The organism is Shinella sp. GW835-FHT14H05, assembly GCF_058793575.1.
The window spans coordinates 1,003,256-1,024,902 of record NZ_JBXAFY010000001.1 but is presented as its reverse complement, the minus strand read 5'-3'; the positions used below and the strand labels follow the sequence as shown (position 1 = coordinate 1,024,902).

The following is a 21,647-nucleotide window of genomic DNA, read 5'->3' as shown; positions in this document are numbered from 1 at the left end:
CCGGGCCAATCTGAGATAGCAGGGCAACGGACCCAAGGAGCATTCAAGATGCGGCAAAACCTGAAGACGATACTCGCGGCAAGCCTCACAGCCCTTCTTCTCGCCGGCGGCGCTCATGCCCAGACGGCCGCAGGCACGGCAGCAGAGCCCGCCGCGGCCTGTGGCGGCGATATCAGCGCCTTCCTTCAGGGCGTGAAGGCCGAGGCGCTGACGCGCGGCGTTTCCGCCGAGATCGCCGACCGCGCGCTTGCCGGTGCCGCGATCGACCCGAAAGTGCTGTCGCGTGACCGCGCCCAGGGCGTTTTCCGCCAGACCTTCCTCGAATTTTCCAAGCGCACGGTCAGCCAGTCGCGCCTCGATATCGGCCGCAAGAAGCTGACGGACCTCTCCTCCATCTTCGCCCGCTCCGAGCAGGAATTCGGCGTGCCCGGCGCCGTCATCGCCGCCTTCTGGGCGATGGAAACCGACTTCGGCGCCGTGCAGGGCGATTTCAACACCCGCAATGCCCTGGTGACGCTGTCGCATGACTGCCGCCGTCCGGAACTCTTCCGTCCGCAGCTTCTCGCAGCCGTCGAGATGGTCGGCCATGGCGACCTCGACCCGAACGGCACGACGGGCGCCTGGGCCGGCGAAATCGGCCAAGTGCAGATGCTGCCGAAGGACATCATCGAATTCGGCGTGGACGGCGACGGCGACGGCCATATCGACGTCAAGAAGAGCTCGCCGGACGCCATCCTGACGGCCGCGAAATTCATCCAGCATCTCGGCTTCGTGAAGGGCCAGCCCTGGATCCAGGAAGTCTCCGTGCCGGACGTGCTGCCCTTCGAAAAGACCGGCCTGCAGCCCGGCATGAAGGCCGCCGACTGGTTCGCGCTCGGCGTGACGCCGCGCGACGGTGATACGTCCTTCGGCAATCTCGAAGCCTCGCTGGTGATCCCGCAGGGCCGCAAAGGCCCGGCCTTCATCACCTATCCGAACTTCAACATCTATCTCGAATGGAACCAGTCCTTCATCTACACGACGTCGGCTGCCTATTTCGCGACCCGTCTTGCCGGCGCCCCGCCCTATGAGCGCGGCACGCCGGAAGAAGGCCTTTCCGAAGACGGCATGAAGCAGCTCCAGACCAAGCTCCAAGGCCTTGGCCACGACGTCGGCAAGGTCGACGGCATCCTCGGCTCCGGCACGCGCGCCGCGATCCAGAAGGAACAGCTCCGCCTCGGCCTGCCGGCCGACGGCTGGGCGACGCAGGCCCTGCTCTCCGCCCTCTGACGAAATCGGGTGGCCGCGCGCCATCCGGTATTATACGACAGGACGAGACCAAGAACGCAGCCCGGTCATGCCGGGCTGTTTCTGTTTTGACGACATGCCCTGGGAGGGGATGATGGAACAGCGCGCCGCCCCGGCAGCAACGGGCATGAGCATCCAGACCTGGGGCCTGCTGGCCCTCCTCGGCATGATCTGGGGCGGCTCCTTCTTCTTCGCCCGCGTGGCCGTCGCCTATATACCGCCGGCGACCCTGGTGCTGCTGCGCGTCGGCATCGCCGCCCTCGCCCTCCATATCTATATTGCCGGCCGTTTCGGCATCTACCCGACGCTGCGCGCCCGCTGGCGCGAATTCCTCCTGCTCGGCCTCATCAACAACGCCGTGCCGCATATGCTGATCTTCCTCGGCCAGACGCAGATCGGCGCCGGCCTTGCCGCCATCCTGAACGCCACGACGCCGATCTTCACCGTGCTCATCGCCAACAAGATGACGGAGGACGAAAAGCTCTCCTCCCAGAAGATCGCCGGCTGCCTCATCGGCCTCGTCGGCACCGCGGTGCTGATCGGCCCGCGCGCGCTCGCCCCCTTCACGGGGGACAGCGGCCCGCCGCTCTGGGCCGTTCTCCTGCCCGTGCTCGCCGCCGTCTCCTACGGGCTGGCTGCGACCTATGGCAAACGCTTCCGCGGCGTCGCCCCGCCGGTCACGGCCGCCGGCCAGCTCACCGCCTCGACGCTGCTGATGCTGCCGGTCTCCTTCGCGCTGGACACGCCCTGGCAGCTTTCCCTGCCGCCGCTGACCGCCATCCTCGCCGTGCTGGCGCTGGCGCTCATCTCGACCGCCTACGGCTACATCCTGTTCTTCCGAATCATGGCGGCGGCCGGCGCGACCAATACGTCGCTCGTCACCCTGCTCGTGCCGCCGAGCGCCATCCTCGCCGGCATGCTCTTCCTCGGTGAGGAACTGACGCCGCTCGGCATGCTCGGAATGGCCCTGGTGCTGTTCGGTTTGGTCGTGCTCGACGGGCGCGTTTTCGCCCGTTTCCGGCGCGCCTGAAAAAGCCGGGAACAAAGCGCGCTGCCGGCCGTTTCATGGCAATCCGCCGGATCGTCGGCCCGACTTGCGCCACAATGGTAAATGCACAATGTCGGCATTCGTCATCTGGTAGGGATTGTGAATTTTTTGTGGCACCCACATTAAGGGAGGAAATTCAGCAGGTTAGCGCTGTGAATAACCGACCGCCATTGGCCGTATGTTGCAGCGCAGCAACAAAACACCTTTCCAACACGCTTTTTTCGGTCGTAATATCAAGCCGCAAACGCAAGGAGGTAAGCCATGGGACTCACACATTCCTTGAATGTTCTGATGATCAGTGCAGCGTTCCTCTTCATCGCAACGATGATCTTCATCTGAAGCGAACCAAGCGCAGTCCGGGAGGTCAGGGACGAAAAATAACAAAAGACCCTGCCGAAACGAATTCATGAAAGATGCATGGCCCCGGAGACGGCGCCATGCATTTTCATTTCAGGCAGCGTTTTGAAGGCTCAGGCCGCGGCGCCGGCGGCGGGTCGGCGGTCGATCTTGGCGAAACCGACGCGGTCGCAGACGGCCGAGACCAGCGTGGCGCGGTTCATCGTGTAGAAGTGGAACTCGCCGATGCCGCGGGCGATGAGATCCTCGATCTGCCTGGCCGCAAGGTCGATCGCCACGGGAGCACGCTCCTGCGGCCGGTCGTCGACCGGCGCCAGCCGATCGGCAAGCCAGCCCGGCACCGAGGCGCCGCACATGCCGGCAAATTTCTGGACCTGGGACAGGTTGTGCACCGGCAGGATGCCCGGCACGACGGGGATCGTGATTCCCGCCTTGCGCACGCGCTCCAGGTAACGCTCGAAATCGTCGTTTTCGAAGAAGAACTGGGTGAGCGCGCGCGTCGCACCGCCATCCACCTTGCGCTTCAGCATGTCGATGTCGGCGGCGACATCCGGGCTCTGCGGGTGTTTTTCCGGATAGGCGGACACCGAAATATCGAAATCGGCAAGGCCTCGCAGGCCGGCGGCGAGTTCCGCCGCATTGGCGTAGCCGCCCGGATGCGGGTGATAGGCCGTGCCCACGCCGCCCGGCGGATCGCCGCGCAGGGCCACGAAGTGCCGGACCCCGACCGCCTGGAAATCGGCGACCACGGCATGCACCTCCTCCTTCGTCGCGCCGACGCAGGTGAGATGCGAGGCGGCCGGCAGGCCCATCTTCAGGAGCTGGCGCACGGTCGACAGCGTCGGCACCTTGGTGGAGCCGCCGGCGCCGTATGTCACCGACATGAAACCCGGATCATAGGCCGAAAGCTCGGCGGCCGTTTCCCAGAGCTGGCCTTCGGCCTCCGCCGATTTCGGCGGGAAGAACTCGAAAGACAGGCGGATGTCCTTGCGGGCTGGGCTTAGGGTCGCCGGTTTCATGTCAACTTCTCCTGCGGATCGCGATAGGGTCGGCCGCCCGCACGCGCTGGTCGCGGGCAAGCCAGATGGTAACGGTCAGCGCATCGTTAGCCGAATGCGCGGGGTTGAGGTCGACGACCTGCTCGACGGCAAGCCCCGCCTTCTCCAGCCATTCGGACATCGTCTGGTGCGAAAAGCCGAGGCGGATATGGGCGTGTTCGTCGCGCAGGTGTTCCAGCGCGTGGGGCGCGAGGTCGATGATGGCGAGGCGCCCGCCGGGAGCCAGCATGCGCGCCGCCTCGCCGATCGCCGCTTCCGGCTCTTCGAGGAAGTGCAGCACCTGGTGGATCGTCACGACGTCGAACTCGTCACGCTCCAAGGGCAGGTTGAAAATGTCGCCGTGGCGGATCGACGCCTTGGTGATGCCGGCGCGGTCGAGATTGGCGCGCGCGACCGCCAGCATGTCGCGGCTGGCATCGACTCCGACGCCACGCCGGTAAAGCCCCTCGAAGAGCTGGAGGATGCGCCCCGTGCCGGTGCCGAGGTCGAGGAAGGCATCGACGGGCTCGGTGCCGATCAGCTCGGCGAGCTTCGCCTCGACTTCCGCCTCGCTGACATGCAGGCGGCGCACCGCGTCCCACTCCGCCGCGTTGCGGCTGAAATAGGCCTGCGCCTTGTCGGAGCGGATCTTCTTGAGCGCCCGAAGCCGCTCGTCGTCGCGGGCGAAAACCGCATCCGACGGATCGCTGGCTTCGAGGAGCTGGCGGGCGAGCGCCACGGCGGGGCCACCCTGGCTCAGCCGGAAGAACGCCCAGGCGCCCTCCTGGTAGCGATCGATGAGGGCCGCTTCCGCAAGCAGCTTCAGGTGGCGCGAGATGCGCGGCTGGGACTGGCCGAGGATGTCGGTGAGATCCGTCACGGTGAGATCGCCATGCGCGAGCAGCGCGATGAGGCGAAGGCGCGTCGGTTCGCCCGCCGCCTTCAGGATCTCCACGATGTCGTCCAGTCCGAGTTTCTGCATGTCGCCCATGACCAATCCAATCAAGACATAAAGATATGTTTATGTGATTAACCCGCGTCGCGCAAGGGCAAATCCGTGTCGCCGATCTTCCCACCAACGGCCCCAAAGAAAAACCCCGGCAAGCCGGGGTTTCTCAAAGCCTGTGATGGCGCGTCGGCTCAGCGCGTCAAGCGCTTGTAGGCCTGGCTGCCGGGGTTGAGGGCATCGGGGCCGAGACGGCGGACCTTGTCCTCTTCGTAGTCCTCGAAGTTGCCTTCGAACCATTCGACATGGCCGTCGCCTTCGAACGCCAGGATGTGCGTCGCGAGGCGGTCGAGGAACATGCGATCGTGGCTGATGATGATCGCGCAACCGGCAAAGCTCTCAAGCGCGCTTTCGAGCGCACCGAGCGTTTCCGTGTCGAGGTCGTTGGTTGGTTCGTCGAGCAGCAGCACGTTGCCGCCGGCCTTCAGCATCTTGGCAAGGTGCACGCGGTTGCGCTGGCCGCCCGAAAGATTGCCGACCTTCTGTTGCTGGTCGCCGCCTTTGAAGTTGAAGGCACCGCAATAGGCGCGCGAATTCATCTCGAACTTGCCGAGCTTGACGACTTCGGCGCCGCCCGAGATTTCCTCCCAGACCGTCTTGTTGCCGTCGAGCGCGTCGCGGCTCTGGTCGACATAGCCGAGGTGCACGGTATCGCCGATACGAATCGAGCCGCTATCGGGCGTTTCCTGGCCGGTGATCATCTTGAACAGCGTCGACTTGCCGGCGCCGTTCGGGCCGATAATGCCGACGATGCCGCCCGGCGGCAGCTTGATCGACAGGTCGTTGATCAGCGTGCGGTCGTCGAAGCCCTTGGTGATGCCTTCCAACTCGATGACCACGTTGCCGAGACGCTCGGAGACCGGGATGATGATCTGGGCGTCGCCGGGCCGGATGTTTTCCGCCGCATCGACCAGCTGTTCGTAGGCCTTGATACGGGCCTTGGACTTCGCCTGACGCGCCTTCGGGCTGGAGGCGATCCACTCCTGTTCGCGCGACAGCGCCTTCTGGCGGCCGGCTTCTTCGCGGCTTTCCTGCTTCATGCGCTTGGCCTTGGCCTGGAGATAGGCGGAATAATTGCCTTCGTAGGGAATGCCGCGGCCGCGGTCGAGTTCGAGGATCCAGCCCGTCACATTGTCGAGGAAGTAACGATCGTGGGTGATCATCATCACGGCGCCCGGATAGTCGCGCAGGTGCTTTTCCAGCCAAGCGATGGTTTCGGCGTCGAGATGGTTGGTCGGTTCGTCGAGCAGCAGCAGGTCCGGCTGCGACAGCAGCAGGCGGCAGAGCGCGATACGGCGGCGCTCACCACCCGACAGCAGCGTGACGTCGGAATCCTTCGGCGGGCAGCGCAGCGCTTCCATCGCCATCTCGACCTGCTGTTCCAGGTCCCAGAGGTTCTGGCTGTCGATGATGTCCTGGAGCTTGGCGCCCTCGTCCGCCGTCTCGTCGGAATAGTTCATCATCAGCTCGTTGTAGCGGTCGATGATGGCGGTCTTGTCGGCGACGCCGACCATGACGTTCTCGAAGGCGGTCTTGGTCGGGTCGAGATGCGGTTCCTGCTCCAGGTAGCCGACGGTCGCGCCATCGGCGAGCCAGGCTTCACCGGTATATTCCTTGTCCTGGCCGGCGATGATGCGCAGCACCGTCGATTTACCGGCGCCGTTCGGGCCGAGGATACCGATCTTGGCATCCGGGTAGAAGGACAGGTTGACGTTTTCGAGGATCTTCTTGGCGCCGTAGGACTTGTTGAGCCCCGACATGTGGTAAATGAATTGACGTGCCATGCAAACGTGCTCCGGGTCGGACGAATTTGCCCGCTATGTAGGCGAATTCTCTGCCCGCGGCAATGTAAGAAAGCCGCGTTATCGGTACTTGCGCGCATGGACCGCCCGTTCGCTCCCAGCGATCAGCCCGCCTGCGCAACCCCCGTGATACCCTCGATGCAGCGCGACTTGGTCGGCGACGCGCCGCCGATCAGCGCCGCCAGCTTGCCGTCGTCCCCGGCAATGCCGATGGTGAGGCCGATCACCACGGTCTTGTCGCCCGACTTCCGGCAGCTGAGGCGCACCCGCTCGCCGGCACCGGCGCCAAAAGCCTTGTCGAAGGCCGCGCGGACGTCGGCGAGCTTGATGATCCCGCCCGTCTTTTCCGTGAAGAGCGTGCGCACCGGCGAGGCATTGAGCTGGTCGAGCAGGTCCAGCGACCGGCTGTAATAGGCCTCTGCGGAGCCTGCGACGCAACTGCCGCTTCTCAGCCATTGCTGGCGGTCGAGACCGAGGCGCGCGGCGGGCATGGCGGCGAGCAGGCGCTGCTTGGTGCCGGAAGCGAGCACGATATCCGGCAGCTCCGTCCACTTGCCCTTGCGCGCGCGCTGCTTCAGATCGGCCTCGATGCCGCAATAGCTCTTGCGCACCTGGAAGAGGCTCACCAGCGAGAATTGCCGGGCGGCGGGCGACGTGGCGGAGAAATCCGCGCAGCCGCGGCTTTTCGGCCGCGCCGCGCAATAGCCGGGCTGCCAGCTGATCGAAAGAACCTCGCGCACCGGCTCCCCGGCCGGCACCGATTGGGCGATCGCGAGACCGGGGCCTGCGAAGAACGATAGACATAGGACGAGAAAGGACAATGCGGCTTTGAAAGTCAGTGCAGCTTGCGTCTTCATGACCGGCCCCTGATGAGAACAAAACAAGATCATATGCAACCAAAAATCCAGAAATTGCAACCCTGAATCGGAAAAATCCCGAAATGCGCGAGGATTTCCAAAAATACACGCCGCATCCCATTGTCTTTGCATGGCAAATCGCGTTGACCTTGCGCAAACGGGAGGAATGGCGGTGTTTTCTGAAGCCGGGACGCTGAAAAGCCCCAGTGGGGCGACGCTGGCGCTGCGCCACGAGCCCGCCCGCGGCGAGGCGAGCGGCATCCTGCTTTTGAGCCACGGCCTTGCCGAACACAGCGTGCGTTACGCGGATTTTGCCGCGTGCATGGCCTCCGAAGGCTTTCATGTCTACGCCCATGATCATCGCGGCCATGGCTTCACCACGGCACCCGATGCGCCGCGCGGGCAGTTCGCGCCACGGAACGGCATTGCCCGCGTGATCGAGGACATGCGGGCGGTGCGCGATTACGCGGCCGCGCGCCATCCGGGCCTGCCGATCGTGCTGTTCGGCCATTCGATGGGCGGCCTGCTGGCGCTCGCCTTCGCGCAAAACCATGCCGCGGATATCGACGCGCTCGCCGTCTGGAATTCCAACTTCGAACCCGGCCTTGCGGGCCGCGTGGCGCAGATCGTGCTGGCGGCGGAGCGCATGCTGAAGGGATCGGACGTGCCGAGCGGCATCCTACCGCGCCTCACCTTCGGCGCCTGGGGCAGATCGATCGCCGGACGGCGGACGGAATTCGACTGGCTGTCCCACGATGCGGCTGAGGTGGACGCCTATGTCGCCGATCCGCTCTGCGGCTTCGACGTCAATGTCTCGATGTGGATCGACATCTTTGCCGTCACCTTTGCCGGCGCCTCCGCGGACGGCCTCGCGCGCCTGCCAAAAAGCTTGCCGATCCACCTGGCGGGCGGCGACGAGGACCCGGCAACCGATTGCGGCCGGGCGACGCTCGCCTTTGCCGAACGACTGAAGAAATCGCGGCTTGAGGACGTCACGACGATCGTCTATCGCGGCCTGCGTCACGAAACACTGAAGGAGAGCCGGACTCTGCGCGAGCCCGCCATCGACGCCTTCGCCTGCTGGTGCCAGCGGGTGGTCGCCGAGCGGCGCCGCGCACCGGAACACGCATGACCACAACAGCCATCACGCCGCTGCGCAACGAGGTCAGCCTTGGGCTCGTCCTCATGGTGCTCTCGGTGCTCATCTCGCCGATCATCGATATTTTCGCAAAACTCGCCGTCACCTCCGTGCCGGCGACCGAGATCACCTTCGTGCGCCTGCTCTTCCAGATGACGGTGCTGGGACCGATCTGTCTGATGCGCGGCACGCTGTTCGACGTGACCTGGAGGAAGACCGGGCTGCATGCCGCACGAGGCCTCCTGATGGCCATCACCATGATCACCTTCGTCACGCCGCTCGCTGTCATGGAAGTGGCGGATGCGATTGCGATCTTCTTCGTCGAGCCGATCATCCTGACCATCCTCGGCTCGATCGTGCTGAAGGAGACCATCGGCTGGCGACGCTATACGGCCTGCGGCGTCGGCTTCTTCGGCTCGCTGCTGGTCATCCAGCCGAGCCTGCAGGAGGTCGGCCCGATCGCGCTGCTGCCGGTCGTCTCGGCCTTTTCGCTGGCGCTGTTCTTCCTGCTGACGCGGCTCGTCTCGCAGAAGGAAGATCCCTGGTCGATGCAGTTCTATGCGGGGCTCTGGGGCGGGCTGTTCTCCGGCCTGCTCCTCGTCTTCGGCAGCGCCACCGGCATCGCCTTCCTGACGCCCGTGATGCCGGACATGGCGAACACGCTCTATATTGCCGCGGCCGCCGTCGCGGCCACCATTGCCGGCGTGCTCGGCGTCTATGCCTATCGCGCGGCCCCCGCCTCCACGCTGGCGCCGCTGCAATATCTGGAGATCGTCTCGGCCACCATTCTCGGCTGGTGGGTGTTCGGCGACCTGCCGGATGCGGTGAAATGGCTCGGCATCGCCATCATCATCGCCTCGGGCCTCTATGTCATCTGGCGCGAACGCAAGCTCAACAAGACGGCGACGATCCCGCCGGTTTCAACACCCATCTGACGCGGCCGCGCGCGAAAAACATCATGTCAGTCTCAGCCGTCATGATGTCCCGCCGGCCCGCGGCTATCGTGCCTGCCGCCTTTTTGTTATCCAGAGCAAAACGGGCGAAAAGCCCGGCGGTCGGCCGTATCGCGGCCGTCGAAGAGGGAGTGCACGATGGAGAAGTCGAACCTGCCGCTTTCCGGCATCCGGGTCATCGAGCTGGCGCGGGTTCTTGCCGGCCCCTGGGCCGGGCAGATGCTGGCCGATCTCGGCGCTGACGTCATCAAGATCGAAAATCCGGAGGGCGGCGACGACACGCGCGCCTGGGGCCCGCCCTTCGTAACGGGCAAGGACGGCGAAAACCTGTCGGCCGCCTATTACCACTCCACCAACCGCGGCAAACGCTCGATCTCAGTCGATCTAAGGACCGAGGAAGGCCGGGACACCGTGCACCGCCTGATCGCGACCGCCGACGTGGTGATCGAGAATTTCAAGGTCGGCGGCCTCGTGAAATACGGGCTCGACTACCGGAGCCTCGCCGAGAAACACCCGAAACTCGTCTATTGCTCGATCACCGGCTTCGGCCAGGATGGTCCCTATGCCGCTCGTGCCGGCTACGATTATATCGTGCAGGGCATGTCCGGCTTCATGTCGGTGACGGGTGCGCCGGATGGCGAGCCGATGAAGGCGGGCGTGGCGATCGCCGATATCTTCACCGGCATCTATGCCGTCACCGCCATTCAGGCGGCGCTCATCCATGTCATGAAGACCGGCCATGGCCAGCATGTCGACATGGCGCTGCTCGACGTGCAATCCGCCGTCATGGCGAACCAGAACATGAATTTTCTGGCCTCCGGCACGGCGCCCAGGCGGCTCGGCAATGCGCATCCCAACATCTCGCCCTACGAGGTCGTGCCGACGTCGGATGGCTACATTATTTTGGCCGTCGGCAATGACGGGCAGTTCCGCAAGCTCTGCGGGCTCCTGAAGCTCGATGGCGTGGCCGACGACGAGCGCTTCGCCACCAACCGCGCCCGCGTCGCCAACCGCGACGAGGTTCGCCGCCGCGTTACGGGCGCGACCGCCAAGGTCACCAAGGCCGAATTGCTCGATGCCTGCGAGCGCGAGGGCGTGCCGGCCGGGCCGATCAACTCCATCGCCGAAACCTTCGACGACCCGCAGGTGAAGGCGCGCGGGCTGCGCGTCGACCTGCCGGATGCCGATGGCAACCTTATTCCGGGCGTGCGCACCCCGATCGTTTTCTCCGAGACGCCGCTTGTCTACGACCGGCCGAGCCCGCGGCTTGGCGAACATACCGATGCCGTGATGGCAGAACTGCAATCCCTCGAAGCAGGAAAGAAAAGCGCATGAAGACCGGTGGCCAGTTGATCGTCGACGCCCTCGTTGCCAACGGCGTCAAGCGCGTCGCCTGCGTGCCGGGCGAAAGCTATCTCGCCGTGCTCGATGCGCTGCACGATACGGATATCGACGTGCTCGTCTGCCGCCAGGAAGGCGGCGCGGCGATGATGGCGGATTGCTGGGGCCGGCTCACCGGCCAGCCCGGCATCTGCATGGTCACCCGCGGCCCCGGCGCCACCAATGCTTCGGCCGGCCTGCATATCGCGCGGCAGGATTCGATCCCGATGATCCTGTTCATCGGCCAGGTGCAGCGCGATGCGCGCGAGCGCGAGGCCTTCCAGGAAGTGGAATACCGCCGCGCCTTCACCGAAGTCGCCAAGTGGGTGGCTGATATCGACGATGCGCGGCGCATTCCGGAATTCATCACCCGCGCCTTCGCCGTCGCCACGTCGGGACGGCCCGGCCCGGTCGTGCTGGCGCTGCCGGAGGATATGCTGACGGACGAAGTCGAGACCGTCGAGGCCAGGCCCTACATGCCCGTCGAGGCCCATCCGGGCCGCAGGCAGGTAGAGGAACTGGCGCGGCTTCTGGAGGCGGCAGAACGCCCGCTCGTCATTCTCGGCGGCACGCGCTGGTCCGAGGCCAGCGTTTCGGCCTTCACCGCCTTTGCCGAGCGCTGGTCGCTGCCGGTCGCCTGTTCGTTCCGCCGGCAGATGCTGTTCGATCACCTGCATCCGAATTATGCGGGCGATTCCGGTATCGGCATCAACCCGGCGCTGGGCAAGGAAATCCGCGAGGCGGATCTCGTCGTGTTGCTCGGCGGGCGCTATTCCGAGATGCCGTCCTCGACCTACAGCCTGATTCAGAGCCCCTACCCGCAGCAAAAGCTGGTGCATGTCTATCCCGATCCGTCCGAGCTCGGCCGCGTCTACCGCCCGGATCTCGCGATCTCGGCGGCGCCCGAGGATTTCGTCGCAGCGCTCGAGGATCTCGCGCCGAAAACCGCACCCCGCTGGACGTCGCGCACGGCCGCCATGCACCAGGCCTATCTCGCCTGGTCGACGCCGCCGCAAAGCGGCCCCGGCGACGTGCAGATGGGGCCGATCGTCGCGTGGCTGGAAGAAAACACGCCGGAAGACACGATCTTCACCAATGGCGCCGGAAATTATGCGACCTGGGTGCACCGCTTCCACCGGTTCCGCCGCTTCGCCACGCAGGCCGCTCCAACCTCCGGCTCGATGGGCTATGGCCTGCCGGCCGCCGTGGCCGCGAAGCGCCTGTTTCCCGAGCGCGAAGTCATCTGCTTTGCCGGCGACGGCTGCTTCCTCATGCACGGCCAGGAGTTCGCGACCGCCGTGCGCTACAACCTCCCGATCATCACCGTCGTCGTCAACAACGGCATCTACGGCACGATCCGCATGCATCAGGAGCGGGATTATCCCGGCCGCGTCAGCGCCACGGACCTCACCAATCCGGATTTTGCAGCGCTGGCCTTCGCCTATGGCGGGCATGGCGAGACGGTTGAGAAGACGGAAGAGTTCGCAGCCGCCTTCCTGCGGGCACGCGCCAGCGGCAAGCCGGCGATCATCGAGGTGAAGCTCGACCCCGAAGCGATAACGCCGACGCGCACGCTGTCGGATATTCGTAGCGGGAAGTAACGCTGTATGAGGGGCGTGGAACGCCCCTCACCGTCTCAGCCGCGAATGTGCTGCGTCTGCTCGTAAATCTTCGTCGAGCGCGCACCGGAGCGGCAATAGCCGAGCATCGGGCGGGGCAATTCGTCGAGCGCGTCGACCATGCCGTGCACGGCTTCGGCCGTCACACCCATCGAGCCGACCGGCACATGCGCCACTTCGATGCCGAGTTCCTTCGCGCGCGCGGCGATGGCGGAAAACTCCGGCTGGTCGGGCTGCTCATGGTCGGGGCGGTGGCAGACGATGGATTTGAACCCCAGGTTGGCGATCGCGTCGAGGTCTTCGACTTCGATCTGGCCGGAGACGGAATATTCGTCGTTGATCGCGCGGATATCCATGGGTGGTTCCTTTTCGAAAATGGGGCGCTCACCGTTTACGCCCGCGGCGCAGGAGCGTCAATCATGCGAAATCTAGCGTGCCAACGGCACGGGCGCGAAGTGCTTTTGTCTCCGCAATCGCATGGAAACAAAAAGCGTTTTCGCTTTTCGGGCAAAACCGGAAACGCTCTACCGAACCTCGAAGGCCAGCCCGTAACCGACGCTTTCACCGGGCGCGAAATCCGGCGCATCGCCGGCAGCGATCAGCTCTTCGCGGGGCGCAAGGCGATGCGACACCGGCTCGATGCCAAGCACGGCACAGCCCGGCGACTGGTTCCGCCAGACCTGGAGGTAGGGCAAGGTATCGGTGCGGAAGCGGATATGCACGCTGCGCCCGCCAAGCGCCGTGATCGGGCCGATCGCGATCTCCGCCCAGCCGTGTTTCGCCGTCTCCGCCGCCGGCACGCAGAAGATCTTCATGTCGCCCTCGTCGAAACGCCACGGCAGGCTGCCGCCGGGCAACATCGCGCCGGTCAGCCGCGTGTTCTCGTCGAAGAGGCCGGTGCCGAAATTGATGTGATACATGCCGAAGGGCGGCCAGGATGTCTCGCCACCGTTGGTGACGACATCCTCCAGCGTAATATGGCCGGTGCGACGGTCGACGCGCCAGCGGCGGGCGAGATCGGCCGCACCGCCATGCGCAAGCGCGACATCGACCCGCCCTTCGCACACCAGTTCGCCCTCGTCCTCCTCGATCAGGATGTCGCGCGCCGGGCTGGACGACAGCGAGCCGTGCAGCGGATAGCGTCGCCCGTCGGCAGCCCCTTCGATCGGCACCGGATGCCGGATATGATCCGGCCCGCAGGTGAACATGAAACCCGGCAGCGCCTTGTCGATGCGCGGATCGCCATCCGAGGGAACCGCGGCGCCCGGCGCGAGTTCCACCCCATGAAAGACCGCGCTGCCGACATCGAGCGCCGATTGCGGCGTCAGCGCGAGGCGGAACGACTGGTCGGGCGTGTCGGCGGTCAGGGCAAAGGTCATCCGGGGCTCCGGTGAAAGGGACAATGAAAGCGGGCATGCTAGGATCAAAGGCGTCGCGAGGCTATGGGGCGCACGATCTTTCCGCGGGAACCAACGCGGCCGATCACAAGTTTTTGCCATACGCGTTGACCTTACGTTCACCATCGATTCAGATTTTCCATATTAAGGTCTGAATTGAAGTGTTCCGTCCGCGCGTTATGTGCAAGCTGGCAGGTCTAGAGTCGTGAATTCTATTTTTAAAACAAGCGTTTCGCTTCTTACTGCGGCATCCGTGCTCGGATTCGCGCTGGCCCCTGCCCATGCGCAGACCTATCTCTCGAACGATACAGTGCTGGTTTCGCCGGAGGGTGACCTGCTCGACTACATTCCCGACGATGCGCGCGTGATGCGCGACAATCGCGGCCGCACGGTCTATGTCGACGGCTGGGGCAACATCATCGCCACGGCCCAATCCGCCGACCGCTATTTCGCCCGCGGCGATTCCCGCCCGCGACGCGATCGCTACCGCGCGGTGCAGGGCTATCCGGAAACCAACCCCGACTATTTTCCGCCGGCACCCGAATCCGAATTCGGCGACGAGTTGACGACGAGTTCCGTGCCGGAGATGCGCGAAGCGCTGCCGGGCGATATCGAGCGCCAGGAACTGCCGGATGCCGATTTCGGCGGCTCGCAGCCTTTGCCCGATTTCGACGGCAACGGCGACAATGCGGCCCTGCCGGAAAACGGCGTCGATCCCAATGCGGAATTCGTGCCCGGCCCGAAATTCGAGCCGGCCATCGCCATCGGCAAGATGTCCTCCGCCGAGATCACAGCGCTTCAGGTCTTTCTCGACCGCGAGGGTTTTTCGCCGGGCGTGATCGACGGCAAGAAGGGCTCCAACGTCACCAAGGCGATCGAGGCCTGGCAGAGCGTGTCGGGCGAGACGCTCGACCCGAACAATGCCGACGACATCCTGGAGCGCCTGCGCCTGTCCGGCGGCCTGGCGTTCACCACCTACGAGATATCAGCCGCCGATGCCGCCGGCCCCTATGTCGCCGCCATCCCGGAAGACTACGCCCAGAAGGCTGCGCTTCCGCACCTCTCCTTCACCTCGACGACGGAGATGCTGGCGGAAAAGTTCCACATGGACGAGGCCTATCTCAAGGAGATCAATCCGGGCGTCGACTTCACCATCCCAGGCACGATCGTCAAGGTCATCGACACCGGCGTGGCGAAGACCGGCAAGGTGGCAAAAATCCTCGCCGACAAGGGCCGCAAGCAGATTCTCGCCTATGCCGCGGACGGCACGCTGATCGCCGCCTACCCGGCCAGCATCGGTTCCGCCGACACGCCTTCGCCTTCCGGCCTGGTCACCGTCGAGCGCATCGCGCTCAATCCGGGCTACACCTACAATCCGAAGATCAACTTCCAGCAGGGCGAAAACAACAAGGTGCTGACGCTGCAGCCCGGCCCGAACGGCCCGGTCGGCACCGTGTGGATCGCGCTGTCGAAGCCGACCTACGGTATCCACGGCACGCCGGAACCCTCGAAGATCGGCAAGACGCAGAGCCACGGCTGCATCCGCATGACCAACTGGGATGCGACCGAGCTCGCCAAGATGACGAGCGCCGGCGTCACTGTCGAATTCGTCGACTGACACACTCCGCGGCATGATGCAAAGCCGGCCCCTGGGCCGGTTTTTGTTTGCGTATTGGAAAGGCGCGGTTCCGCCACGAAGCGAACCGGAAAATGCCCATTTTTACGGCGAAGCATCCGGCCGTCCTCCGGCTCCCTGACGGGCCGCATTCACGCATTCGGTGTCCCATGCTCACAAAATTCCGCCCCGCCCTCCTCTGCCTCGCGCTTGCCGCCACCCCGGCCTCCGCCGCCGATCTCATGACCTTCTGGGACAGCCCGCAAAAGGGCGGCAACAGTTTTAATGCCGGCGAGCCGGATGCCGCCTATTTCGAGGCGCTGGCGGCGACGGGTGCCTCCTGGGTGCGCCTCACCTTCAGCAAATGGAAGGGTGAAGGCCGCGACTTCCTGCTTGGCAATGCCGACCACTATCAGAGTCTTCCGCCAAAGGATCTGGAGAAACTGAAGAAGGCACTCGATGCCGCGCATGCTGCCGGGCTCAAGGTCGTGGTGACGCCGTTGAGCTTGCCCGGCGCCCGCTGGAAGCAGCAGAACGGCGGTAAATTCGACGACCGGCTGTGGTCCGATCCGGCCTTTGCCGACCAGGCCGTCAAGTTCTGGGGCGATCTCGCCGGCGCGCTGAAGGATCATCCCGCTATCGCCGCCTATAACCTGCTGAACGAGCCGGCGCCGGAAAAGACCACCGGGCTTACGGAAAACGCCGCCATGGCGGACATGCAGGCCTGGCAGCAGAAGAACGCCAGCAGCACCCGCGATCTGCCGCACCTCTATGCGCGCATGATCGAGGCGATCCGCGCCGTCGATCCGGTGACGCCGGTCATGGTGGATGGCGGCTACTATGCCAATCCGCGCGCGCTCGCCGCCTGGCCGAAGCGGCTTGCCGACGACCGCGTGCTCTACGCCTTCCACATGTACGAACCCTATGACGCGACGAGCGCGCCGAACATGAAGCGCGAAACGCCGTTCTCCTATCCCGGCATCACGACGGACTATGCCGGCGGCAAGACGACGTGGGACCGCAAAGCCGTCGCCGACCATATCGGCACGGCCTTCGATTGGGCGAAGGCGCAGGGCCTGCCGCCGACGCGCGTGGTCGCCGCCGAATTCGGCTGCATGCGGCTATGGGCCGATTGCGGCACCTATCTCGCCGACGTGATGGATGCGATGGAGGAAAAAGGCGGCCACTGGGCCTTCTATTCCTTCCGCGAGGACGAATGGGAAGGCATGGACTACGAGCTGTCGGCAAAGGTGAAGCCCGGCCAGTTCTACTGGCTGAAGGACCAGGGCAAGGCGGGCAAGCTGCCGCGCGACGGCAAGCTGATGGACCTGCTGAAGGCGCGCATGCAGAAGTAGAGCGGCGCACCACGCCGCTCTGATGCCGATGGTTCAGGCGGCGCGTGTGTAGCCGGAGCCGTGCGCCGGCTGGGCGGTGCCGCCGGTGCGGAAGGCGCTGAGCTGGGCGGCGATGGAGGCGGCCTCCTGCGTCAGCGCCTGGCTGGCAGCATTGGCCTCCTCGACCATCGCGGCATTCTGCTGGGTGATCTGGTCCATGGCGTTGACCGCCTGGTTCACCGCCTGAAGGCCCGTCGCCTGCTCCGCCGTGCTGGAGCGGATGGTGTTGAAGACCGCGCTGACATCCACGACCTGCGACACGATCTGGCGCAGCGACTGGGCGACCTCGTTGACCGAGCGCACGCCATCCTCGACCTGGCCATGCGACTTGACGATGAGGTTCTGGATGTCCTTGGCGGCATCCGCACAGCGCTGGGCAAGGGCGCGCACTTCCGAGGCGACGACCGCAAAGCCGCGCCCCGCCTCGCCCGCCCGCGCAGCCTCGATGCCGGCATTGAGCGCCAACAGGTTGGTCTGGAAGGCGATCTCATCGATCACCTCGACGATATTGGCGATGGCCGAGGAAGAGGCCTGGATCTCGCCCATGGCAACGATCGCGTGCTCCACCACCTCGCCGCCGCGCTGCGCATTGTCGCGCGCCGCCATCACGAGGGCATTCGCCTCGTTGGCGCTCTGTGCGGTCTGGCGCACCGTCGTCGTGACCTGTTCGACGGCGGCCGCCGTCTCCTCAAGGTTCGCCGCCTGCCGCTCCGTGCGCTTGGCGAGATCGTCGGAGGCGGCCGCGATCTCCTGAGCGCTGAGATGGATCGAGCCGGCACCGACGCCGATATTGCCGATGGCCTGCGCCAGCGTGGACATCGCGTGGTTGAAGTCGTCGCGCAGCGCCTCATAGGCCTGCGGCAGCGGGCCGGTGATGCGCGCCGTCAGGTCGCCGTCGGAAATCCGCTTCAGCGCCGCGCCAAAACTGTCGCCGACGATCTTGCGCTCTTCGGCCACGACCTGCGCCTGCACCGCCTGCTGCTTGGTGACGTCGGACGTGTCCATATAGACCGAGATCGAAAGGTCCATGTCGAGGAACATCGCCTTGAGCAGGCTGGAGAATTTCGCCGCAAATTCTTCCGGCGTGATCTCCTGCCGGCTGAAGAGGCCCGGCTTCGGCCAGAGCGACTTCACGGCCTCGGCGAGCAGATGTTCGACGATCAGCGCATAACCGCCGATATACCAGCGCGGCTCCAGCCCGATGCGCGCATGCACATGGCCGATGGTCTGCACCTTGGTAGCATAATCGCCGGTGAAATCGCCGGCGGCGATGTTTGCCCAATGCCCGATCTGCGCCTTCTTGGCCCGGTCGATATGGGCGTCGGAGGAAAACAGGTGGTTGACCTCCGGGCTCTTGCGCACGATCGCATAGAACTTGTCGAGCGCCGGGCCGAGCTCCTTCTCGATGAAGGGTTTGAGGCTGCGCAGCCGCTTCAGGGCCGGCTCGTCGAGGCCGAGATAATCCAGACGGCGCGCGATGTCGTGGTTCGGGCTGGCGGTCGCAGGGGTCGGCTTCATTCTTGCGGGTATCCTGACGGCTATGGAAATGGAAAAACAATGTCCATCGGGGCGGCGATGCCGGTCCCGCGACCCGTCATGGGTCCTGCTGGAGGCGCCGGGCCTCCACGGATCAAGCTTTCTGTTGCGATATCACTAGGTTAGCCGTGGTAAATTGTTCATTACCAGCGGGCGTGCAATCTTGGGAAACGGCTGCGCAATTGGTCGCAGCCGTTTTTGTCTTTCGTCAAGTCCGGGGATCAGGCCGCGCGCTGGATCGTGCGGAAGAAGCCGCGCTCGGTCGAGGTGCGCTTGCGCACCGGCATGAGGCGCAAGACTTCCTCGGCGAAGAGCCGCGCGTTCTCGCGGGCCTTGTCGAGGTTGCTCACCTTGGCCGGGTCCATCGAATAGAGCGTGCCGCCACAGTCGAAAATGTCGCGGAAGGCGGTGCGCTCGCCGATCGGCGTATCGAGCACGGTGACACCGCGGGCCGACAGCAGCGCCTTGATGGTGGTCATGGCGCGGGTCGTCACCATGGCGTTCATGCGGGTGAGCACGACCGAATGGTTGATGCGGATGCCCGCCTTCTCGTCGAGCTGCTTCAGCAGTTCAAGGATCTGCGCCGCGCCGCGCGCATCCATCGCACAGCCCTGCACCGGGATCATCACATGATCCGACAGGCCGATGGCGGTGGCGACGAGCGCGTCACGCGCACCGGCGAGGTCGATGATGAAATAATCGGTCGTGTCGCGGTTCTCGCGGATATGGCACTGGATGGAGGCCATCGAGACTTCCGAGATCACGGCAATGTTGCGCTGGCGGCCGGAAATCTCGTGCCAGTGGCTGATCCAGCGCTGCGGGTCGGCGTCGAGAATGGTGACGCGATGGCCCTGGCTTGCAAGCTCCGTTGCAAGGATGAGGGCAGCGGTGGTCTTGCCCGCGCCGCCCTTGGCATTGGCAAATGTGATGACTGGCATGTCGTACCTCAAAAAATGCTGCGAGCTTGGTCATCGCTCTCGTCAGGCGACCCCGTGCAAATGGCGCCCGCTTCCTCAAATCTTTCAAAACATGGTTAACGAAGTGGAAATTTCCGCATCGCGAAGATTAATGAGATGACGGCGCGAATTTGCGCCCGGACAGGAAAAAACCCGGAAAACCTGTGGTTTCCGGGCTTTTGTCAATAATTAACGGTAAGAATTGAGGGTGCCTACCAGGCCGCCGCCGGCTGTCCATCCTGCGGGGCGGTGCGAATCTCCGCCCTCGCCCGCGGCTTCCAGCTTTCCTCCGCGCCGACGAGCCGCAGCACGTCGCCAGCAAAGGCCTGCATGTTGGCAACGGCCTTGTCGAGATTGCTGATCCGGCCGCCCTGCATCGAATGGAGCGTGCCGCCGGTCTCGAACATGTCGCGAAACGCGCTGCGCTCGATGATGGGCGTGGAGACCACCGGGATCTTCGCCGCATCCAGCACGGATTTCACATTGCGCAGCGCCCGGGTGGTGACGAGCGGATTGACGCGCGACAGCACGACGGCCCGGTTGATCGGCTTGTGCGCATTGGCGCTGACGAGATCGATGAGTTCGAGCACATGGGCAGCACCCCGGCTATCCATGGCACAGCCCTGCACGGGCACCAGAACCAGATCGGAAAGCCCGACGGCCAGCGCCACCAGCGCATCGCGCGCGCCGGAAAGATCGATGATGACATGGTGGTGGCTGCTGCGCATGGCCCGGAGCGGGCTGGCGAGATTGGAGGCGGCGACGTTTTCCACCAGCACTAGGCCTTCGCCGAGCCGTGCGGCCCGCGCCCAGGTCGCAGCCAGTTTCAGGTCGTCACAATCGAGAAGGCAGATGCGTGCGCCACGCTCAACGAGTTCACTCGCCAGCAGCACCGCCGCTGTAGTTTTGCCCGAACCGCCCTTGGCGTTCGCTATGGATATGACCGCCATCACTTTACCGCCGCATCAGACCGTCACGCCGCGCCGGAAAAAGCGGCTCGCAAATCATGACAGTAGAATGACATTTTGATGACAACCGGTGCGCGATGCAATCCGTAATATTGAGGGAGTAGAAATCGGGGCGACGATCCTGCGACCGCCGCCCTTTTTGATTGTCAGATGCACTCGACAAAGAGGCGCTTTGCGGCGTCCAGCGTCAGTTCCACCGGGTTGCCGCCGGCCGTCGGGTCGACGATCGCCATGGCAGACATCTCGTCGATGCGGTCCGTGCCGACGCCGAGCGCCGACAGCTTGTCCGGCACGCCGAGCTCTTCGCGCAGGCGCAGCACGTAATCGAAGAAGCCGTCGAAGCCGCCGGCAATGCCGAGATAGGCGGCAGCGCTGGCGATCTTCGCTTCGATCGCCGGGCGGTTGAAGGTCAGCACCGGCGGCATCACGACGGCATTGGTCATGCCGTGGTGCGTGTTGTAGATCGCGCCGACCGGGTGCGACAGCGAGTGGATCGCGCCGAGACCCTTCTGGAAGGCGACAGCACCCATGGCGGCGGCCGACATCATGTTGGCGCGTGCTTCGATATCCGTGCCGTCCTTGTAGGCGCGCGGCAGATATTCCTTGACGAGACGCAGGCCTTCGAGCGCGATTCCCTGGCTCATCGGGTGGTAGAACGGCGAGCAATAGGCTTCCAGGCAATGGGCGAACGCGTCCATGCCGGTGCCGGCCGTGATCACCTTCGGCATGCCGACCGTCAGCTCCGGGTCGCAGATCGTCACCGAAGGCAGGAACTTCGGATGGAAGATCACCTTCTTGGTGTGCGTCTCGGAATTGGTGACGACGGAGGCGCGGCCGACTTCCGAGCCGGTGCCGGCGGTCGTCGGCACGGCGACGATCGGCGCGATGCCGTCGGAATTGGCGCGCGTCCACCAGTCGCCGATATCCTCGAAATCCCAGACCGGGCGCGTCTGGCCCGACATGAAGGCGACAGCCTTGCCGAGGTCGAGGCCCGACCCGCCGCCGAATGCGACGACGCCGTCATGGCCGCCGTCCTTGAAGGCCTTGACGCCGGCGTCGAGATTCTTGTCGTTCGGGTTCGGGTCGACATCGGCGAACATCGCGCGGCCGAGGCCGGCGGCGTCCAGGATATCGAGTGCGTTCTGCGTGATCGGCATCGTGGACAGGCCGCGATCGGTGACGAGCAGCGGCTTCTTCATGCCGACCGCCTTGCAATGATCGGCCAGTTCCTTGATACGCCCTGCCCCGAACTTGATGGCGGTCGGGTAGCTCCAGTTGGCGGTGATGGTCATGCTCT

18 protein-coding genes are annotated in these 21,647 nt (G+C 64.7%); 8 read left to right on the top strand and 10 right to left on the bottom strand.

Translation table 11 applies throughout. From position 1 onward, the window contains the following. Window positions 1-48: 48 nt before the first annotated feature. Together AC1Q6Z_RS05065 and AC1Q6Z_RS05060 are read left to right on the top strand one after the other, a co-directional pair. Window positions 49-1,269: a lytic murein transglycosylase gene (locus AC1Q6Z_RS05065; RefSeq protein ID WP_492646937.1), complete on the top strand. Its 1,221-nt coding sequence runs from the start codon at window positions 49-51 to the stop codon at window positions 1,267-1,269. 112 nt (window positions 1,270-1,381) lie between these two features. Beyond that, window positions 1,382-2,317, top strand: a complete 936-nt coding sequence (locus AC1Q6Z_RS05060; RefSeq protein ID WP_439616350.1) for a DMT family transporter — start codon at window positions 1,382-1,384, stop codon at window positions 2,315-2,317. Window positions 2,318-2,805: 488 nt separating this feature from the next. On the opposite strand, the gene metF is transcribed toward AC1Q6Z_RS05060, so the two are convergent. The 4 genes from metF to AC1Q6Z_RS05040 form a co-directional block, all read right to left on the bottom strand. Continuing rightward, window positions 2,806-3,711 carry a methylenetetrahydrofolate reductase [NAD(P)H] gene (gene metF, locus AC1Q6Z_RS05055; protein WP_492646936.1) on the bottom strand — a complete coding sequence of 302 codons (906 nt, stop codon included), beginning with the start codon at window positions 3,709-3,711 and terminating at the stop codon, window positions 2,806-2,808. A gap of 1 nt (window position 3,712) precedes the next feature. After that, window positions 3,713-4,720 carry an ArsR/SmtB family transcription factor gene (locus AC1Q6Z_RS05050; protein WP_492646935.1) on the bottom strand — a complete coding sequence of 336 codons (1,008 nt, stop codon included), beginning with the start codon at window positions 4,718-4,720 and terminating at the stop codon, window positions 3,713-3,715. A gap of 149 nt (window positions 4,721-4,869) precedes the next feature. Further along, complete coding sequence (gene ettA, locus AC1Q6Z_RS05045) at window positions 4,870-6,519, bottom strand: energy-dependent translational throttle protein EttA (protein ID WP_439616353.1); 1,650 nt, start codon at window positions 6,517-6,519, stop codon at window positions 4,870-4,872. 122 nt (window positions 6,520-6,641) lie between these two features. Next, window positions 6,642-7,394, bottom strand: coding sequence for a ribonuclease T2 family protein (locus tag AC1Q6Z_RS05040; RefSeq protein WP_492646934.1), 753 nt, complete (start codon window positions 7,392-7,394; stop codon window positions 6,642-6,644). Between the two features lie 172 nt (window positions 7,395-7,566). Between AC1Q6Z_RS05040 and AC1Q6Z_RS05035 the strand changes: the two genes are divergently transcribed. The 4 genes from AC1Q6Z_RS05035 (at window position 7,567) to AC1Q6Z_RS05020 (ending at window position 12,466) form a co-directional block, all read left to right on the top strand. After that, the gene (locus AC1Q6Z_RS05035; protein WP_492646933.1) at window positions 7,567-8,526 is read left to right on the top strand and encodes an alpha/beta fold hydrolase; all 960 of its coding nucleotides are present in this window, start codon (window positions 7,567-7,569) and stop codon (window positions 8,524-8,526) included. Continuing rightward, window positions 8,523-9,467 (top strand): DMT family transporter, encoded by a 945-nt coding sequence (locus AC1Q6Z_RS05030; RefSeq protein ID WP_492646932.1) that lies wholly within the window; start codon window positions 8,523-8,525, stop codon window positions 9,465-9,467. Before AC1Q6Z_RS05035 ends, AC1Q6Z_RS05030 begins: the two co-directional genes overlap by 4 nt. A 156-nt stretch (window positions 9,468-9,623) precedes the next feature. Continuing rightward, window positions 9,624-10,820: a succinate--glutarate CoA-transferase gene (gene caiB / locus AC1Q6Z_RS05025; protein WP_256117199.1), complete on the top strand. Its 1,197-nt coding sequence runs from the start codon at window positions 9,624-9,626 to the stop codon at window positions 10,818-10,820. After that, window positions 10,817-12,466: a thiamine pyrophosphate-binding protein gene (locus tag AC1Q6Z_RS05020; protein ID WP_492646931.1), complete on the top strand. Its 1,650-nt coding sequence runs from the start codon at window positions 10,817-10,819 to the stop codon at window positions 12,464-12,466. Before caiB ends, AC1Q6Z_RS05020 begins: the two co-directional genes overlap by 4 nt. A 35-nt stretch (window positions 12,467-12,501) precedes the next feature. Here AC1Q6Z_RS05020 and AC1Q6Z_RS05015 read toward each other — a convergent pair whose 3' ends face one another. Beyond that, on the bottom strand, window positions 12,502-12,840 hold the full coding sequence (locus AC1Q6Z_RS05015) for a protein tyrosine phosphatase family protein (protein WP_256117202.1): 339 nt from the start codon (window positions 12,838-12,840) through the stop codon (window positions 12,502-12,504). A gap of 168 nt (window positions 12,841-13,008) precedes the next feature. Further along, window positions 13,009-13,863, bottom strand: a complete 855-nt coding sequence (locus AC1Q6Z_RS05010) for a DUF4432 family protein (RefSeq protein WP_492646930.1) — start codon at window positions 13,861-13,863, stop codon at window positions 13,009-13,011. 271 nt (window positions 13,864-14,134) lie between these two features. Between AC1Q6Z_RS05010 and AC1Q6Z_RS05005 the strand changes: the two genes are divergently transcribed. Both AC1Q6Z_RS05005 and AC1Q6Z_RS05000 read left to right on the top strand, forming a co-directional pair. Beyond that, on the top strand, window positions 14,135-15,499 hold the full coding sequence (locus AC1Q6Z_RS05005; protein WP_439616360.1) for a L,D-transpeptidase family protein: 1,365 nt from the start codon (window positions 14,135-14,137) through the stop codon (window positions 15,497-15,499). A 167-nt stretch (window positions 15,500-15,666) separates the two neighbouring features. Further along, complete coding sequence (locus AC1Q6Z_RS05000; protein ID WP_492646929.1) at window positions 15,667-16,851, top strand: glycoside hydrolase family 5 protein; 1,185 nt, start codon at window positions 15,667-15,669, stop codon at window positions 16,849-16,851. Window positions 16,852-16,884: 33 nt separating this feature from the next. Here AC1Q6Z_RS05000 and AC1Q6Z_RS04995 read toward each other — a convergent pair whose 3' ends face one another. The 4 genes from AC1Q6Z_RS04995 to AC1Q6Z_RS04980 all read right to left on the bottom strand — a co-directional run bounded on the left by AC1Q6Z_RS04995 (window position 16,885) and on the right by AC1Q6Z_RS04980 (window position 21,642). Then, on the bottom strand, window positions 16,885-18,408 hold the full coding sequence (locus tag AC1Q6Z_RS04995) for a methyl-accepting chemotaxis protein (protein ID WP_492646928.1): 1,524 nt from the start codon (window positions 18,406-18,408) through the stop codon (window positions 16,885-16,887). Window positions 18,409-18,647: 239 nt separating this feature from the next. Further along, window positions 18,648-19,364 (bottom strand): AAA family ATPase, encoded by a 717-nt coding sequence (locus tag AC1Q6Z_RS04990; protein ID WP_492646927.1) that lies wholly within the window; start codon window positions 19,362-19,364, stop codon window positions 18,648-18,650. Window positions 19,365-19,594: 230 nt separating this feature from the next. Next, window positions 19,595-20,332 (bottom strand): AAA family ATPase, encoded by a 738-nt coding sequence (locus AC1Q6Z_RS04985; protein ID WP_492646926.1) that lies wholly within the window; start codon window positions 20,330-20,332, stop codon window positions 19,595-19,597. A gap of 164 nt (window positions 20,333-20,496) precedes the next feature. Then, window positions 20,497-21,642, bottom strand: a complete 1,146-nt coding sequence (locus AC1Q6Z_RS04980; RefSeq protein ID WP_435267927.1) for an iron-containing alcohol dehydrogenase — start codon at window positions 21,640-21,642, stop codon at window positions 20,497-20,499. Window positions 21,643-21,647 lie beyond the last annotated feature (5 nt).

Excerpts from the sequence above, each read along its gene's own strand:
- AC1Q6Z_RS05065 (WP_492646937.1), top strand. The coding sequence starts at position 49 with ATGCGGCAAAACCTGAAGACGATACTCGCGGCAAGCCTCACAGCCCTT.
- AC1Q6Z_RS05060 (WP_439616350.1), top strand. The coding sequence starts at position 1,382 with ATGGAACAGCGCGCCGCCCCGGCAGCAACGGGCATGAGCATCCAGACC.
- metF (WP_492646936.1), bottom strand. The coding sequence starts at position 3,711 with ATGAAACCGGCGACCCTAAGCCCAGCCCGCAAGGACATCCGCCTGTCT.
- AC1Q6Z_RS05050 (WP_492646935.1), bottom strand. The coding sequence starts at position 4,720 with ATGGGCGACATGCAGAAACTCGGACTGGACGACATCGTGGAGATCCTG.
- ettA (WP_439616353.1), bottom strand. The coding sequence starts at position 6,519 with ATGGCACGTCAATTCATTTACCACATGTCGGGGCTCAACAAGTCCTAC.
- AC1Q6Z_RS05040 (WP_492646934.1), bottom strand. The coding sequence starts at position 7,394 with ATGAAGACGCAAGCTGCACTGACTTTCAAAGCCGCATTGTCCTTTCTC.
- AC1Q6Z_RS05030 (WP_492646932.1), top strand. The coding sequence starts at position 8,523 with ATGACCACAACAGCCATCACGCCGCTGCGCAACGAGGTCAGCCTTGGG.
- caiB (WP_256117199.1), top strand. The coding sequence starts at position 9,624 with ATGGAGAAGTCGAACCTGCCGCTTTCCGGCATCCGGGTCATCGAGCTG.
- AC1Q6Z_RS05020 (WP_492646931.1), top strand. The coding sequence starts at position 10,817 with ATGAAGACCGGTGGCCAGTTGATCGTCGACGCCCTCGTTGCCAACGGC.
- AC1Q6Z_RS05015 (WP_256117202.1), bottom strand. The coding sequence starts at position 12,840 with ATGGATATCCGCGCGATCAACGACGAATATTCCGTCTCCGGCCAGATC.
- AC1Q6Z_RS05010 (WP_492646930.1), bottom strand. The coding sequence starts at position 13,863 with ATGACCTTTGCCCTGACCGCCGACACGCCCGACCAGTCGTTCCGCCTC.
- AC1Q6Z_RS05000 (WP_492646929.1), top strand. The coding sequence starts at position 15,667 with ATGCTCACAAAATTCCGCCCCGCCCTCCTCTGCCTCGCGCTTGCCGCC.
- AC1Q6Z_RS04995 (WP_492646928.1), bottom strand. The coding sequence starts at position 18,408 with ATGAAGCCGACCCCTGCGACCGCCAGCCCGAACCACGACATCGCGCGC.
- AC1Q6Z_RS04990 (WP_492646927.1), bottom strand. The coding sequence starts at position 19,364 with ATGCCAGTCATCACATTTGCCAATGCCAAGGGCGGCGCGGGCAAGACC.
- AC1Q6Z_RS04985 (WP_492646926.1), bottom strand. The coding sequence starts at position 20,332 with ATGGCGGTCATATCCATAGCGAACGCCAAGGGCGGTTCGGGCAAAACT.
- AC1Q6Z_RS04980 (WP_435267927.1), bottom strand. The coding sequence starts at position 21,642 with ATGACCATCACCGCCAACTGGAGCTACCCGACCGCCATCAAGTTCGGG.